Source organism: Spirosoma profusum, assembly GCF_014699005.1.
Taxonomy (GTDB): Bacteria; Bacteroidota; Bacteroidia; order Cytophagales; family Spirosomataceae; genus Spirosoma; species Spirosoma profusum.
In genome coordinates this window covers 1-15,866 of sequence record NZ_JACWZY010000060.1, presented here as the reverse complement: position 1 = coordinate 15,866, position 15,866 = coordinate 1, and the positions used below count along the sequence as shown (strand labels likewise).

At 47.8% G+C, this 15,866-nt stretch carries 13 protein-coding genes; 5 read left to right on the top strand and 8 right to left on the bottom strand.

The window, feature by feature from the left end:
- The first annotated feature begins 16 nt into the window (after positions 1–16).
- The 3 genes from IC229_RS33355 (at position 17) to IC229_RS33345 (ending at position 3,073) form a co-directional block, all read left to right on the top strand.
- Positions 17–1,342, top strand: coding sequence for a hypothetical protein (locus IC229_RS33355; RefSeq protein ID WP_190893065.1), 1,326 nt, complete (start codon positions 17–19; stop codon positions 1,340–1,342).
- A gap of 280 nt (positions 1,343–1,622) precedes the next feature.
- The gene (locus IC229_RS33350) at positions 1,623–2,219 is read left to right on the top strand and encodes a redoxin domain-containing protein (RefSeq protein WP_190893063.1); all 597 of its coding nucleotides are present in this window, start codon (positions 1,623–1,625) and stop codon (positions 2,217–2,219) included.
- A gap of 50 nt (positions 2,220–2,269) precedes the next feature.
- A complete protein-coding gene (locus IC229_RS33345; RefSeq protein ID WP_190893061.1) occupies positions 2,270–3,073 on the top strand; it encodes a mycofactocin-coupled SDR family oxidoreductase in 804 nt (267 codons plus the stop codon).
- Positions 3,074–3,146: 73 nt separating this feature from the next.
- On the opposite strand, the gene IC229_RS33340 is transcribed toward IC229_RS33345, so the two are convergent.
- From IC229_RS33340 to IC229_RS33305, 8 genes are all read right to left on the bottom strand, one after another.
- Complete coding sequence (locus IC229_RS33340; protein ID WP_190893060.1) at positions 3,147–4,436, bottom strand: YeiH family protein; 1,290 nt, start codon at positions 4,434–4,436, stop codon at positions 3,147–3,149.
- A gap of 38 nt (positions 4,437–4,474) precedes the next feature.
- Positions 4,475–5,956, bottom strand: a complete 1,482-nt coding sequence (locus IC229_RS33335; RefSeq protein WP_190893058.1) for a phytoene desaturase family protein — start codon at positions 5,954–5,956, stop codon at positions 4,475–4,477.
- 1 nt (position 5,957) lies between these two features.
- Positions 5,958–7,211 (bottom strand): sulfite dehydrogenase, encoded by a 1,254-nt coding sequence (gene soxC, locus IC229_RS33330; protein WP_190893056.1) that lies wholly within the window; start codon positions 7,209–7,211, stop codon positions 5,958–5,960.
- Complete coding sequence (locus IC229_RS33325) at positions 7,212–7,796, bottom strand: c-type cytochrome (RefSeq protein WP_190893054.1); 585 nt, start codon at positions 7,794–7,796, stop codon at positions 7,212–7,214.
- 244 nt (positions 7,797–8,040) lie between these two features.
- Complete coding sequence (locus tag IC229_RS33320; RefSeq protein WP_190893052.1) at positions 8,041–8,928, bottom strand: cyanophycinase; 888 nt, start codon at positions 8,926–8,928, stop codon at positions 8,041–8,043.
- 50 nt (positions 8,929–8,978) lie between these two features.
- Complete coding sequence (locus IC229_RS33315) at positions 8,979–10,322, bottom strand: RagB/SusD family nutrient uptake outer membrane protein (protein WP_190893050.1); 1,344 nt, start codon at positions 10,320–10,322, stop codon at positions 8,979–8,981.
- A gap of 46 nt (positions 10,323–10,368) precedes the next feature.
- Entirely contained in the window at positions 10,369–13,368 is a 3,000-nt protein-coding gene (locus IC229_RS33310; protein WP_190893049.1) for a SusC/RagA family TonB-linked outer membrane protein, read from the bottom strand.
- 147 nt (positions 13,369–13,515) lie between these two features.
- Entirely contained in the window at positions 13,516–13,815 is a 300-nt protein-coding gene (locus IC229_RS33305; RefSeq protein WP_190893047.1) for a hypothetical protein, read from the bottom strand.
- 596 nt (positions 13,816–14,411) lie between these two features.
- Between IC229_RS33305 and IC229_RS33300 the strand changes: the two genes are divergently transcribed.
- Complete coding sequence (locus tag IC229_RS33300) at positions 14,412–14,834, top strand: RrF2 family transcriptional regulator (RefSeq protein WP_190893046.1); 423 nt, start codon at positions 14,412–14,414, stop codon at positions 14,832–14,834.
- Between the two features lie 40 nt (positions 14,835–14,874).
- Positions 14,875–15,792 (top strand): pyridoxal phosphate-dependent aminotransferase, encoded by a 918-nt coding sequence (locus IC229_RS33295; protein WP_190893044.1) that lies wholly within the window; start codon positions 14,875–14,877, stop codon positions 15,790–15,792.
- Positions 15,793–15,866 lie beyond the last annotated feature (74 nt).

Sequence of the window (15,866 nt, the reverse complement as noted above, 5' to 3'; positions counted from 1 at the left end):
TAATGTATTAAAATTTATGGTCACCGAAGCTCCTATTACCCAGCAACGTAGTGGTTGGAAAACCTACGAAAAAATCACGTTCTGGTCATTCTTTGCGTACGCTATCCTGACTGCGATTCCGTTTAATCCCAGTTTTTATCAGCAGGATTTTGGCAAAAGCTTTTCAACAACCGATTACCCGTGGCGCTATCTGGACGTACTGAGTCAGAACAACCCGTGGTTTTTTTTGAACGCCGATGGCAAAAATTATATCGGTTGGCTCATCACGTTGGCAGGCTGTTTTGTGCTGGGCACGATCTGGACAATTTTTGATCGAAACCGCAGAACTTACCGGACAGTAACGTACTGGTTTTTTACGCTGGTGCGCTACTCATTGGCGCTACGTATGTCCTGGTTTGCGATCGCTAAGGTGTTGCCTGTGCAGATGCCTTTTCCCACGATAAGTCAACTTAATACGCCCCTAGGCAATTTTACACCCGGAAAACTGTATTGGCTGACAACAGGTGTTTCGCCGATTTTTGAGGTTTTTGCTGGACTATTTGAGCTGGTAGCAACCATATTAGTTCTGTTTCGGGCGACAACGACGCTGGGTGCTTTGATGATGGTCGCTATTCTGGTACCGATCTGGTTTGTGAACATTGGTTACGACGCTGGAGTCGAGCTGACCAGTTTACACATTCTTTTATTGGCGCTTATCTTATTGGCACGCGATCGGCACCGATTCTATGATTTACTGATTCGCCATCGTCCCGCACTCATTCCTGAGATTGCCTTGCCCCATTTTAGTTATGGCTGGCAGGAAGTAGCTCGACTCGTGTTGAAAACAGGATTCATACTCGTCTTTTTGATCTACCGAGGGTATGAATATAGTCGGGTGTACGCAGCAGGAAAGACGTTCAAGCTCCCTATGACGGAAGGCATTGCTCAGTTTACAGGCTATTATGACGTATCATCCTTTGCGATAAATCATCAGCAGCATCCTTATTCCCCCAAGGATTCAGTACGTTGGCAAAACGTAGTATTTGAAAAATTTAATACGATTAGTATCGAGCGACCTGGGGCTGCTGCGCTCAATACCGAAAACAAGTCACGAACTACGGAGTATTATGGCAATGTTGGCCGCCTATATTATGGCTATGAAGTAGATACAGATGAACAAATCTTAACCCTCAGAAACAGAGTCGATACTGCTCAAAAAATCACATTGGCGTACAAACAGCCAACGTCCACGACGTTTGAACTCGCGGGAATTACTGAATCGAGGGACTCGTTACACGTAACCCTAACAAAAGTTGATAAACACTACCCATTGCAGGATAAGAAAGTAAGCTGGTTTAAATAGAAGACGCCATGAACAAAGTTGATCCTAATTACTTGCATAATACTCCTCAATCTAGATAGACTATTCACTAAAGCACTGAAAATCATTTTTTTACGTAATTATTTGGATAAATTAAAAAAGGCTATAACCTTTGCAGTCGATTTCCGGTTTATTAAAAAAAAGGGCAATTTTTAAAAGTCAGTTCGCTGGCTTATTTATTTTCCAAATAAATCTAGTTAATATATAGATTATAAATAGATTTTACCCAACATCCTAATTGAAAACGCTAACTAGTTGAGTCATGATTCTGGAAATGGTTAATGAATTAGGTGATATACGTGGTGTAGCTGTTAAAGATCGGCTGCCTGTCGAACGTGTAAAGCCTTTAGTTACTGGCGAATTAGCCCCCTTTTTCTCCTTGGTAAACACGTTGGATTCCTGGCAGGCGAGCCTGTTTTCAACTGATTTCTCGGATAAATCACTTTATCTACCAGATTTACTGGAAGTCGGACCAGTCGTCGTTAGTTTTTACTGCCCTTGCTGGGGAACATACGCTCGTCCTTTTTTATCTGCTTTAAAAGAACTGGCAACTAAACTTCAATCCATTAGTGGACAACTGGTGGTGTTTACAAATGAAAACCCCCGACTTTTAGCTCGCCAGGTTGACGTAGACAACATGCTATTAGCTTACGATGCTGGGAATGCGGTAGCTCGTCGGTTTGGTGTCTATTCAGAGAATGATCCAATCTGGGACCGGGTATCTGGTATCTCTGAGGATGTGTACGTACCGGCTATCTACACGATCAACCGTTTCCGGCAAATCCAATATCATTTTCTTGACGAAAACTTTGAGGGCTTTACGCAGTCAGAAGACCTTTTCTATGACCTGCAACGCTGAGCTTATAAATGATTAAACGTGAATGTACTTGCTAATTCTGCCAGCAACTTATGACTAAATTAGCCGGCAAAGTCGCATTTATAACGGGAGCTGCTCATGGACAAGGAAGGGCTGTTGCAATAGCATTAGCAAAAGAAGGAGCCAGCATTGTCGCTTTTGACGTAGCGAAACCGTTGAGTTATCCAGGCTATTCGCTCGGCTCCGAATCTGAGCTTGCCTCCTTACAACAGGAAATAGAAGCTCTAGACGCCTGGTGTCTGACAGTTACTGGCGACGTAAGAAACGATAAGGATGTAAGCTACGCTGTTGAACGGGCTATCGGTAATTTTGGCCGCATCGATATTCTGTTCAATAACGCCGGTATTTGCGCGTATGGTCTGGCGCATGAACTCCCCGAAGAGGAATGGAATGCCATGATCGACATCAATCTGAAAGGTCCCTGGCTGGTAGCTCGACGTATCATTCCCGTTATGATTCGGCAAAATTCGGGCGTTATTATCAATAATTCTTCAATTGCGGGTCTTCGGGGCATGAACCGTCTGAGCCATTATGCCGCATCGAAATGGGGGCTGGTTGGTCTAACCAAATCCTGGGCAATAGAGCTGGCTCCGCATAGTATCCGTGTAAATTCTATTCATCCTACTGGAGTTAACACACCCATGAATGATGGACTGGCCGAGCTGGAAGGAACGACCACACAGGAAATCGCCGAACGGTCTGCAGGAAATCTGCTGCCGGTGCCCTGGGTAGAGCCAGAAGACGTATCGGCGATGGTGCTCTACCTTGCTTCGGATGAGGCCCGCTACGTTACCGGTTCGCAGTTTGTCCTTGATGCAGGTCTATTAACCCGATAACATAGCGACTTTGAAATTCTATTCGAATGGAAGATACGTTATGTAATTAGCTGATCATGTACCAGATTGTCAATTATCGGAAAAGCAAATAGGCGATGCCTAACGTTATGAAAATATTGAACGTCTGGGCAATCAGGAATGCATAAAGGGGACGTCGATTGTCGGCGTTGAAAAGATCAGCGAAGCGTGTTTCCAGACCGATACTGGTGAACGCCAGCGCAAACCACAGCCCTTGTAAACTTTTCAAACTGCCTTTCACTACGTTCACTGTTTCCGGACTGATGACAAACGAAAACAGAAGCGAAGCTGCCAGAAATCCCAGAATGAATTTCGGGAAACGCTCCCAGATAACACCAAGTGTTGGTTTGCTGGTCTTGACAGTTTCCGACTGGTTTTTCGTATACGTCCAATAAACACTAATCGCAAAAGCTGCAACACCAAGCAGTACGTTCTGCGAAAACTTAACGATGGTGCTAATTTTCAAGGCTTCTTCGCCAGCTAGTGTTCCTGATGCAACCACAGCGCCCGTCGTATCTATAGTACCCCCTAGCCAGGCACCCGTAATAGCCGGTGAAAGCCCAAGTGCATTGGCTGCATAGGGCATAAATAGCATCATTGGAATGGCGGTAATTAACACCAGCGAAATAACGTAGGAGAGTTTTTTACCATCGCCCTGAATTGCCCCCGAGGTCGCAATGGCCGCTGATACGCCACAGATCGATACCGCCGACGCTAACATCATCGTAAGTTCATCATCAACTTTTAGTCGCTTGCTGATCCAGTATGCAAAATACCATACAGAGACAACCACCGCCAATGCCTGTATAAGTCCCAACGATCCAGCTTTCAGAATATCGCCGAAAATGACGGTCGTACCGAGCAGTACCAACCCAATTTTGACGAATAGTTCGGTAGATAATGCCCCTCGTAACCAGTCGGGTAAACGAAACAGATTTCCAACGGCTAATCCGATACTGAGGCTAAAAATGACGGCTTCGAGGTTGAGGCCTTTAAGCGTTTTATTACCTGACAGCAGCAACGCCAGCAACGTTAAAGCGAAAATAACCGGGAAACCAAGCAGGGTGGCACGTACTGAATTCGTGCCTGAACCATCACCTCTCAACCAGGTACCAAGTAAGGCTAATACGTAGGTAAAAAGGAACTGCTCGACAATGAGCAGGCCATTCTTCGACGTAAAAACACTGGTAAATAAGTCGTCGGTGCTGGCCCAGTCGAATTTGGGAGCGGGAATAATCAACCCACTCAAGGCCAGTGAAATACTCAGTAAACCAAGGACGACAACCGTCCAATCTTCCGTCAGAGCAAAGCGGGTTTTAGGCTTTGTGGCAACAACTGTTGACATAGTAATTATAGGTTAATTAAGTAAAGATTAACTACTGATTATTGGCTAGTTAAGGCAATCGGGACGGGCTTGCCAAAACCTTCGCGCAGAGCGACACGAGCCGCGTGATAGCCACACATGCCGTGAACGCCACCACCGGGAGGGGTGGCAGATGAACAAATAAAAACGCCTGGTTCTGATGTTTGATAGGGCGACAAGCCAATGACGGGTCGGGTATATAGTTGCCAGATATCAAGAATACCACCGTTAATATCACCCCCAACATAGTTTGGATTCCAGGCTTCAACTTGCGCCGTATTCATTGTATGGCGAGCCAGAATTCGGTCACGGAAACCCGGTGCAAAACGCTCGACCTGCCGTTCGATACGTTCAGTCATATCGATCGTCGAACCGTTTGGTACGTGGCAATAGGCCCACGCTGTCTGCTTACCTGCAGGAGCACGGGTGGGGTCGAACAGACTTTGCTGAGCCAGTAATACAAACGGCTGGTCAGGATGCTGTCCGTCGTAGGTTTGTTGTTCGGACCGGACAATTTCTTCGAACGTACCCCCTAAGTGAACTGTTCCGGCTGGCTGGCAGTCGGGAGCGGTGAACGGAATTGGCCCATCCAGCGCCCAATCGACTTTAAAAATACCGGGGCCATATCGGTAATGTTGCAATTGTTTCTGGTAAATCTGGTTGGATAGTCCACTCGTGAATTTATCATTCAGGATAGTCAGCAATTGCTTAGGCGTCAGATCGAACAGCACAACCCGCGATTTGGGCAGATCGGCCAGTGAACGAACCGGACGGTCAACCTCAATTTGGCCACCTAGCGATTTGAAGTAAGACGCCAAAGCATTCGCAATCGCCTGAGCGCCCCCTTTGGGCATCGGCCAGCCTTGTTTGTGCCCTATCGCCATCAATACCAAGGCAATCGCTGAAGTAGTTAGATTCGTGAGTGGTTGAATAGCGTGAGCGGCCATACCTGCCCAAAGCCCTCTCGCTTCAGGTGTTTTAAATCGATTGGCTATGGTCGTAGCGGGAAGCAGCGCATCCAGGCCAAACTGCGCCATATCGAGCGGATGGTTTGGAAAGCGCAAAGGTCCCAGCAAATCAACCGCCAGCGTTGGCCAATGCTGAATAATGGAGTCGAAAAGTTTATGGTACATGGTTTCGTCAGCCCCCAGCCTACGAGCAGTGTCTTCTACTGAGCCAACGAGCGTAGCTACGGTGCCGCTGTCGAGGGGATGCGCGGCTGCTATGGGTGGATAAATGAATTCCAAGCCGTGTTCGGCCAGAGGCAATTGCTGGAACAGAGGTGAGCCAGCCGCCATCGGATGGATGGCTGAACCCATATCGTGCACAAAACCGGGCAGAGTTAGCTCAGCCGAACGCGTACCTCCACCAACAACTGACTGCGCTTCCAGCACAATAACCGACAACCCAGCTCGGGCTAGTACAATAGCCGCGCTTAAACCGTTTGGTCCGGAACCAACTACAACTGCATCATAGGCAGGTAAACTGCTCGATTCTACCATATTATCGCAAGTTGTCAGGGCGATGCAGCACCCGCCCATCGGGTTTAAGTTGCCAGGCGGTTATCGGATTAAAATGGTAGCCCCCATTATCCGTACCACGGGCTTTGGCGAGTTGCGCAAAGGTTGGCTGAACGTAACCTGTTTCATCCGTTACGCGGCTCATGATTTCGGTTTCGGTACCGTTCCAATTCCAAACGTAGCGAAAGGCGGTGTGGGCTTTGTCCAGAATCGGGTCCTGAAGCGTAGCCAATTGCCAGGACTTACCTGCATCTGTGCTAACTTCGACACGTACCACCTTGCCCCGACCACTCCATGCCAATCCCCTAATTTCAATCCAGCCTTTTTCAACGGTCTTTGGGTAAGTCGGATACGTAATGATCGACCGGGCATCGATGTCGAAACTAAATTGACGGTATTTCCCGTCTTTGATTGGCTCGGTGTATTTCGAGGTCTCCTCGCGGGTCATAAACGGCTGGTCTGACAATTCAAGCCGACGTAGCCATTTGACGGACGTATTACCTTCCCAGCCAGACAGAAACAAACGTACCGGATATCCCTGTTCGGGACGTAACGCTTCGCCATTTTGGGCGTAAGCCACAATCGCATCGTCCCAGCCTTTTTTGACGGGAACGCTACGTGTCATAATAGCCGTGTCGGACCCTTCGGCCAGAAACCAGCTGGCGTTCGGTTTAACGCCGACCTCTCGAAACAGGGTCGAAAGTTTGACTCCCGTCCACTCGCTCTGGCTGGTCAGGCCGCAAATTTCCTGTGGACTTAAGGTTTCTTTACCACCGCGAAAATTACCCGAACATTCCAGAAAGGCGATCCGCGAAACTGATGGAAAACGTTTTAAATCCGCAACGGTAAACACCAACGGCTTATCGACCAGTCCATGAATCAGTAATTCGTGTTTAGCCGGATCAATGGCTGGTACGCCCGCATGGTGCCGCTCGAAATGCAGGTCGGACGGGGTAATAATTCCGTAAAAATCCTGCAATGGCGACCGAGACGAAATGTCGGACGGTTTTTTGACGACTTTTTCAAACGCAGATCGTGTCCCAACCTCTCCAGCTAACGTACCGATTTGTTTGGTCGGATCTTCAGGGAGCAGTTCGTTCAGCGATACGCCTTGCTGGATCGTTTTGCCCGATGCCGTTTGAACCAGTGCCACGGCGGCTGTAGCCGCGCCCCCAAGCATCGTCCGCCGGGAAATACGGTTCGTAAGCTGCTCTAGTTGAATGCGAATTTTCTTCATTTACTTAATTTCAGGTCCGCCTTTCCGGTCGTCGGGAACGAATAGTTTTTGTGCAGGCATCACCACGCGAGGGAGCGTCTGTGCATTGATGAGGGTTTTTTCGTCGATGATTCCATTTGCCTGTAACAAGTATGCCGTCAGGTGGTAAACTTCGTCGTTTGTGAGTGAGCCGGGCTGGCTAAACGGCATCGCCCGACGGATATAATCGAACACGGTTGTGGCATAAGGCCAATAATTGCCAATGGTTTTTTCCGGGCGTTTCCGGTCTGGATTGGTTGTGGTCACCAGCGAACCATTTGGGCCACCTACGGTACCGTGACAGGCTACGCATTTTGTCGCAAAAATCTGCCTGCCAATGGCAACTTGCCCCTGACCAGGCGGTAACCCTTTCCCATCAGGTCGAACGTCGATATCAAGCCGCGTTATTTCGGCTCCTGTAGCTGGTCGTCCGAAACCAAAGCGAGCAGGCAACGTATCAACTTTGGCAATGGATGAAGCAATATCTGCTTCGCCGTTTGTCTGGAAATGGCTAGCCAATGCAACAAACAGAAGTGTACTAGGCACCCAGAAACTATATCGATTCATATTGAAAATCAATGACTAATACGTACCGGCGATTAGCGCGCTCTTCGACAAGGCATAGGGTCGATCGATCCGGTCTAGTACTACGTATATCGAATCCTTATTTTCGTTGATGCCAGTCAGAATAACGTGTGATCCGTCAGAAATTCGATTTAAAGTCTTTCTATAATGGCCTTTCTCAGTCTTATAGATAAAGTACTACCATCCTTCGACAACGTAGCACTACGTTGTCGAAGGATGGCGATGGCTACTTAGCTGGTTCGTTGGGCCTGGCTGGTGCCTGGCTGATCACTTTACGTGCTTTCAGATCGAATTTCTGCCCTTTGCCAATGAAATAGAACGGTCCGCCGGTGCTATTTTGGCCCGATGGATATTTGGCGCTACTGGCAATTTGATTTGCTTCGTAAATACCGACGTAGGAGTTACCGATTACGTCGAACGTATTTTGCTGTACTACAATCGCCGTACTTTCGTCAATCGCGATACCCAATAATTCAGGGTGAGCTTTGATGACATCAACCAAATCGAACTGGCGATTCCGGCGTAGGAAATGTTGATCAATCGTTACGTTATGAATGAAATCGAGCCCCTGCGTGTGATCGCCCACCATGATTGAATTGCCTTTGGTATCGCCCCGCACCATAAACGAACCTAGAATCGTTGCGCCCGCCGACGTACCGCCAATCACCCCGCCCCGTTCCAGTACCGCTTTAAATTCTTTGTGAGACAAGGTGTTCAGGTACGAATCGGCCAGCCGCCAATGACGACCACCGACAAACCAGACGCCCGTAGCACTGCGTAGTGGCGCTACAAACGATTCCTGATTGGCAACCTTAGGATCACGCGTATGAAGAATGGTCAGATTCTTGACACCTAGCCCGCGCAACTGTTCCAGCTCACGCGGAGTGCGGGTAGCGGATGAATCCTCCCCTGCCGTTGGAATTACTACGATTTTGGCATTGGCAACTCCACCCGCCAGTTCAATGAATCGCCCCCAGATGTCGGGTGTAATGTTGCCGCCCCCAACGATCACCAGCGCCCCTTTTTCGGGCCCTACTGTTTGGGGCGTCTGTGCCTGAGTTAGGGCTGTAATTAATCCTAAAAATAGGAAGGTGAAAATGACTTGCTTTTTCATATCAGTAGTTTGGTTAGCATACAATAGCTGGATTGATACGTAGTAAGAGGTTAATAGCCTGGGTTTTGCGTCAGCGATTTGTCGGCTAAAATTTCGCTGTTTGGGACAGGCAATACGTATTTATTAGCATCAGTAATACCCAGTACAGTCGCTACACGACCCGTACGTACCAGATTGAACCAACGGTCAGTTTCAAAGGGAAACTCAACCTGACGCTCAGCTTCAATGGCCAACAGAAGGGCATCTTTAGTGGACGCTTGAGAAAGTGGTGACCCAGCCCGGTCGCGAACGGCGTTCAGGTCAGCCAGAGCCGTCGTTGTTTTGCCGAGTTGCGCGCGTGCCTCAGCTCGAATCAGATACAATTCCGACAACCGGATGATGTAAGCAGGATCGGTTCCCAGAGGAGTGCGGTAATAGAGTTTGCCGTACCACAGATTACCAGGAGGGGCCGTTTGAGCGATCAAGTCTTTACGGTTGCCGCCTACATTTGGATCGTTGAGCAACGTAACAAGGGCCGCATTAGGTGCCCATTCCCGCCGACCGCTCAATGCCGGGGGTAACCACCAGTTGTAATTCCCGTTCTTAAACGAATTGGTGTAGGCAACTTCGAAAATCGATTCAGTTGTAGCTGCAACATTATTCGCATAGAAGGCACTGTACGGTTTCGCTAACTTGTAATTCGTGGCATCGTCGATGATTTTGCTGGCGTAAGTTTCGGCCTGATCCCATTCCTGCCGATACAGATGATAGCGGGCACGTAACGCCCAGACCGTTTTCCTGGTTATTTTATTGCGGCTCGTGGTCGATCCCAGCAATGGTTCGGCAGCGGTCAAATCCTTCAGCACCTGCGCATACGTATCGGCTACACTGCTACGTGCAATTCCGGTATTGTCGGAAGGTGTACGAGTTGCCTTCAGAATCAACTGGACACCACCCCATCCCCGAACCAGATCGAAGTACGACAGCGCCCGAATCGCATACGCTTCACCCTGGATCTGGTTTTTACGATCAGCGGTTAGTTGCGGGTCGTTTAAGGCCGGAACCGTTTCGAGCAGATAGTTTGCCTGTAGAATCGTTCGGTAAATCGCCTGCCAGGCTGAACTTACGTAGCCATTGTCAGCAGTTAATTTTCGGGAGGTAATTTCCTGCGGAGCCGATTGAGAACCAGTCCATTGAATATCACCACCGGATAGATACGACAGCGATGGAAAGTTGGAACCGTAATAGCCATCGCTACCTAACCGATTATAGAGGCCATTGACGGCAGCTTCGGCAGTACTAGAATTTGTAATTGACTGCGACTCATCGACCTGTAGCTCGGGCTGCACATTTAAAAATCCCTGGCAGCCACTAAGTAAAACGATAAAAGGAATCAGTTTAAACGAATTTTTCATGATATCGGATAGTAGCTGGTTTGCAAACCAGCTACTGTTCTTTATGTTAGAGAGTCAGATTGAGGCCAAACTGTGCCGTGCGGGGCTGAGGGGGTGTACCCAGGTCGTAACCTTGCGTTGTCGGATTTCCTGTTACGTTTACCTCCGGATCGGGCCCTTGATAGTTGCTAAGCAGCCACAGATTGGAGCCGGAGTAATAAACACGTGCCGACGAAATACCAATTTTGCTTAGGATGGCTTTCGGAATCGTGTAGCCAAACACGACTGAATTAAGCCGGATAAACGACCCATCTTCTACAAAGCGACTGATAGGGCTTAGGTTGTAGTTGTTACCCAGGGTCGTTACGCGCGGAACATCCGTAATATCACCTGGCTTTTGCCAGCGAGTCAACTGGTTTTTGTTGATGGCCCGACGGTCGTCGCGCGTGCCTCCCGATTCATGGAAAAATCGGTTATTGTTGAAGACTTTACTACCAGAACTGAAATTGAAGAAGACTGATAGGTCAAATCCTTTGTAGGCGAAGGTATTGTTCAAGCCACCAAAAAATTTCGGTAGAGCACTGCCGTAGTATTGCTTGTCTGCGACGGTAATCTGTCCGTCTTTATTCACATCCTCATAGACAGCATCGCCCGTTTTCGGATCGACGTATAGCTGTTTATATACGAAGAAGGCATGGAAGGGCTGACCCTGTGCCATGCGTTCGGTAGCGTAGCTGGCATCCACCGGAATGGAAAGTCGCTCGATGCGGTTTACGTTGGTCGCGATATTAAAGCTAGTGTTCCACTGGAAGCCGTTTTTGCTTATGTTCAGCGAGTTGATCGCAAACTCAAGTCCGCGGTTACTGATTTCGCCGTCGTTGCGGTAGATGCTGGCAAATCCTGAACTCTGCGCCAGTGGCACCTGAAGCAGCAAATCATAGGTGTACTTCGAATAAGCATTGATTTCAAGCCCAATCCGGTTATTGAGCAAGCCCACATTTAAGCCAACATTCGTTTGCCGGGTGGTTTCCCATTTCAATTCTGGATTAGCCAGTTGCACGGGTACTGTTCCTGGATTGTCCAGGTAGTTGTATCCCCCGCCCCAGAGCCCGCGCGATGCGTAATTGTCAATACCGTTCTGATTTCCGGTCCAACCGACGCTGGCCCGAATTTTCAGGTCGCTCAGGAACGTAGCATTCTGAAGAAACTTCTCCTGTTTCAATTGCCATGCTACCCCAGCCGATGGGAAATATCCCCAGCGATGCCCATCCGCAAACTTCGACGATGCATCGGCTCGAAGGCTAGCTTCGAAAAAGTACTTCCGGGCAAAGTTGTAATCGACCCGTCCGAAGAAGGAAGCTAGGTTATATTGGTTGCGATTTGACGACGACGTAGTGACCGATGCCGACGCGATCTGCTTGAAAGCATCCGATGGGAAATTCGTTCCTTGTGCTAACGTCTGAGTCGATACGTTGCCCTGGAACGTATTACCCAATAATGCGCCGAAATTGTGCTGCGTACCGAACGTCTGCCGATAAGAAAGCGTCTGTTCGTTGATCCAGATCGTGTTTTTGCTTACGCTCGATGTCGCTAACCCTTTACTGGCACTTCCCCGGTTGGTGAGTGTGTTCCAGTATTCATATTCATTGTAGTCGTTGTAATCAATGCTCCAGCTACTACGAAATTTCAAGCCGCTCAGAATGTCATATTCGCCGTAAATATTACCGATATAGCGTGTACTGGTCGAGTGCATATCGGTGTTGTTGATCAGTACGTCGAGGTTGTCAAATCCAGCCCACTTGCCATACGTACCGTCCATATTGAACTTGGGCAGATACGTTGGCGTATGTAGCGCGGCCTGAAGAATACCCCCTTGCGGTCCGTCGCCGACGCGGGCGTTGGTTCGGTTCGATTGCGAAAAGATGTTGCTCGTACCAATACGAATCTTATCTATAATATCCTGATCCAGATTGAGTTTAAAGCTGGCCCGTGAAAAGTCGTTGGTACGTAACGTAGCTTGCTGACTGGTATAACCACCGCCTAAATAAAACCGCGTTTGCTTGGTACCCCCCGATACTGCTACGTCGTAATTCCGTAAAGCGCCCGCCCGGAAAATGTCCTGCAATCGATCATAAGTAGGTTGTTCTTCAGGAAGCCCACGTCCCCCTTCAGAAACCGGTCGGAAAGGGCGCGTACTTACTGGTTTTCCGTCGTTGATCCAGGCTTCGTTGATGATCGTGGCGTGTTCAGGCCCTGTCACCAGATCCCAAAGTTTAGGCGCCCAGGCTTGGCCCGCCGACGCATTGAGGGTTACTTTCGTTTTGCTGTTATAATTACCTCGTTTGGTTGTAATCAGGACAACACCATTAGCTGCCCGCGCTCCATAAATAGCCGTTGCTTCAGCATCTTTCAGGATTGAAATAGATTCAATATCTGCGGGATTAATATCAGCCAGGGGATTATTGGATTGTCCCTGCGTTGTGATTTTTTGTAGTGACTGGTTATTGACAAATACGCCGTCGACAACGTAGAGTGGATCGTTGCTAGCATTAATAGATGTCGTACCTCGAATGCGGAAGAAAATTCCATCTCCAGGTACGCCTGTATTGGCCGCCACCTGTACACCGGCTGCCCGACCTTGCAACTGTTGATCGAAACTAGCTACAGGACGATTTTTGATTTCATCAGCATTGACCTGGCTGACAGAGCCAACTAAGTTTTTACGATCCTGCGTACCGTAGCCGACCACAACAACTTCACTTAGCTGAGATGCTGATTCCTGCAATGTGATGTTAAGCGTGCTGGTCGAGCTAATTTTTACAGGGATAGTCTGGTAGCCAATAGCCGAAACGACCACCTCGTCACCAACTTGTGCTTCTAAGGAAAAGCGACCTTCTGCATCAGTAGTGGCGCCTTTTGTTTGATTTTTTAGAACGACGTTTGCGCCCGGAAGCGGGTCACCAGTGTTAGCCCGAACGATACCTGACAGACGAGATGCAGTCGATTGGGCTAATAATCCTCCGCAGGAAAGCAGCCAGATTACTCCTGCAAATAAAAGTTTTTGCATTACTTTGTTTTGGTTACGTGAAAAAAAGAGGCCGGTCCGACGCTTCGGTTGCCAGAGCCTTATTGTTAGCCAGCCGAAACGGTTGCCGCCATTTCGGCTTTTTTCTTCATGCCAATCCCATTGCCGTGGGGTTTAGCACTGCTTTTACTATTTGCTGTAATCACTCATGAAATTCTTGCAAACTGCGATTCCCTGAACCGAGCGAAGTCGCTGAGTCAGGTTATACATAGGTTGTATTCCATGCTGGATTTGAATCGTTAGTACACCCATCGCCTGTATACCGTCGGCCTCAAAGGCGAGCGTACGAATAAGAAAGGAATCATCCTGAGGAACGGAATCAGCGATGTCACTAACGAAATTCGGGCGATCAAAACCGGCGATACGATACGTCACGCGTACTGTCGGCTCGTAACGCGTTTGTTGTGAAACTTGGTGTGATAAAGACATGATTCGATTCAAGAGCGAGTAAGATTGATGCAGTGTAGTTGATTAATTCTATTGATTTTATAGTTTAATAATCGCATGTTTGCCATGCATATTCACCATCCAGTTATCGCCAACCTATACGTACTGATAACTACTAATTAGACGACTAATTACCTTTATTAGTGAGCAGTTATTGGACACATTATGAACAGTCGTGTTAATGAATAGACAAAGGTGAATAGCCAAATTTATTTTTACAAGTAAAAGGTAGTAAAATGATTCTCAATAGATTACGTAAAAGTCTATCGGGAATTAGGAGTATGTGATGGGCGCAATAAGTTAAAATACTCAACTTCAGACAGGAGTTTACTCACTGAGTTTTAGAGCATGAACAATGTAGCCAGTTGGCTTTCTGCACATTGAGCGTTTATTGCCTGGAGGCCCTGCTAACCATAATTCAAGCAACTAATCGTAGCATTATTAGATTGAGACATGGCATTTCCTAGAGATGAAAATATATATTCTCTATAGATATAGAAGATTATGAAGGAATCAATTCTATATTTGAACCAGAATCTGAATTCGTCATTCACTGATCCCTATAATTAGAAGAGCTAATGATTTCAAAGAAAGCCAAATACGCCATAAAAGCGCTGAAGGTACTTACAGAGGAATATCGCAAAGGCCCCATTTTAATTGCAACAATTTCCGCTAGAGAAAACATACCGAAAAAATTCCTGGAAGCGATTCTGCTGGAATTGCGCAATCATGGCATTCTGCAGAGTCAAAAAGGAAAAGGGGGAGGTTACCTCTTACGGGTTGGACCTGAGCGGGTGAATCTAGCCCAGGTTGTTCGTATCATCGACGGGCCCATTGCGCCGACGCCCTGCGTTTCCTTAAACTTTTACGTACGATGCGACGATTGCGCCGATGAGGAAATCTGTGCCATTCGGCCAATCATGGAACGGGTTCGGGACGCTAATCTGTCAGTTTACGAAACGACTACGTTAGAAATGATGGCACAACCAGTTAGTGTTTAACTAAGCCATAAGCTACGTGACTAATTGCCATTAAACCAATATGCATAAGCTCTCCTGTTTGCTGCTATTTCTCAGTATCACTTCCGTAACGAGTGCGCAATCACCCGTTAGTGTGCGCGAAAAGCCTGTTACTCAATTATCACTGAATGAAAATCCTTATGGTCCACCAGCGGGAGTTAATCAGGCAATTGAGCAGGAACTGAGAAAATTAGCACGGTATACAGATGATGCAGGAGCGGAATTGATTGCGTCTATTGCCCGGAAAGAAGGTGTTGAGCCTACTCAGATAATACCTGGTGAAATTCTCGAACAGCTCGGTTTACTTCTCGGAATTAAAGGCGGGAAAGGAGAGTTTATTTACTCGGTGCCCGGTTATCCAGTCTTGGTCAACGCGGCTGCTAAAGTGGGTGGGAGCGTCGTGGCTGTTCCTTTAAATCAACAGAAAACGAATGATCTGCCCGCCATTGCGGCTCGGATTAGCGAGAAAACACAGGCCATCTTTCTGGTCAATCCGCATAATCCATCCGGTACCGTTAACGATAGAGAAGCCTTTCACCGCTTTTTGCATGAAGCCTCTCAGCGAGCGTTAATCATTGTTGACGAGGCCTATCTTGAGTTTACTGACGATTTTAACGATCGAACCGCCTTAACTAATCTCCGACAGGGTGATAATGTAATGGTATTCCGAACATTTGCCAAAGCGTACGGGATGGCTGGTCTTGCCCTCGGTTATGCTGTGGTTCCTAAGTCGTTAGGTTCCTACTTACAGGCTCAGGGTTTAGGCAATGTACACGACTTGAATCGGTTGTCGGTCGTGGCTGCGCTGGCAGCTTTAAACGACACTACGTTCATTCCTAAGGTCCAGCGGGCGATTACTGCCGAGCGAAATAAGTGGAATTCGCTACTTGATAAGCTGAGTATTCCACATACCGATTCGCAAGCCAACTTTATTTATTAGGACTTTCGCAGATCATGCGAATTTGATAACTGGCTGAGCCAGTTGAGCACGCAAATAATCACTTAACAAGCCTT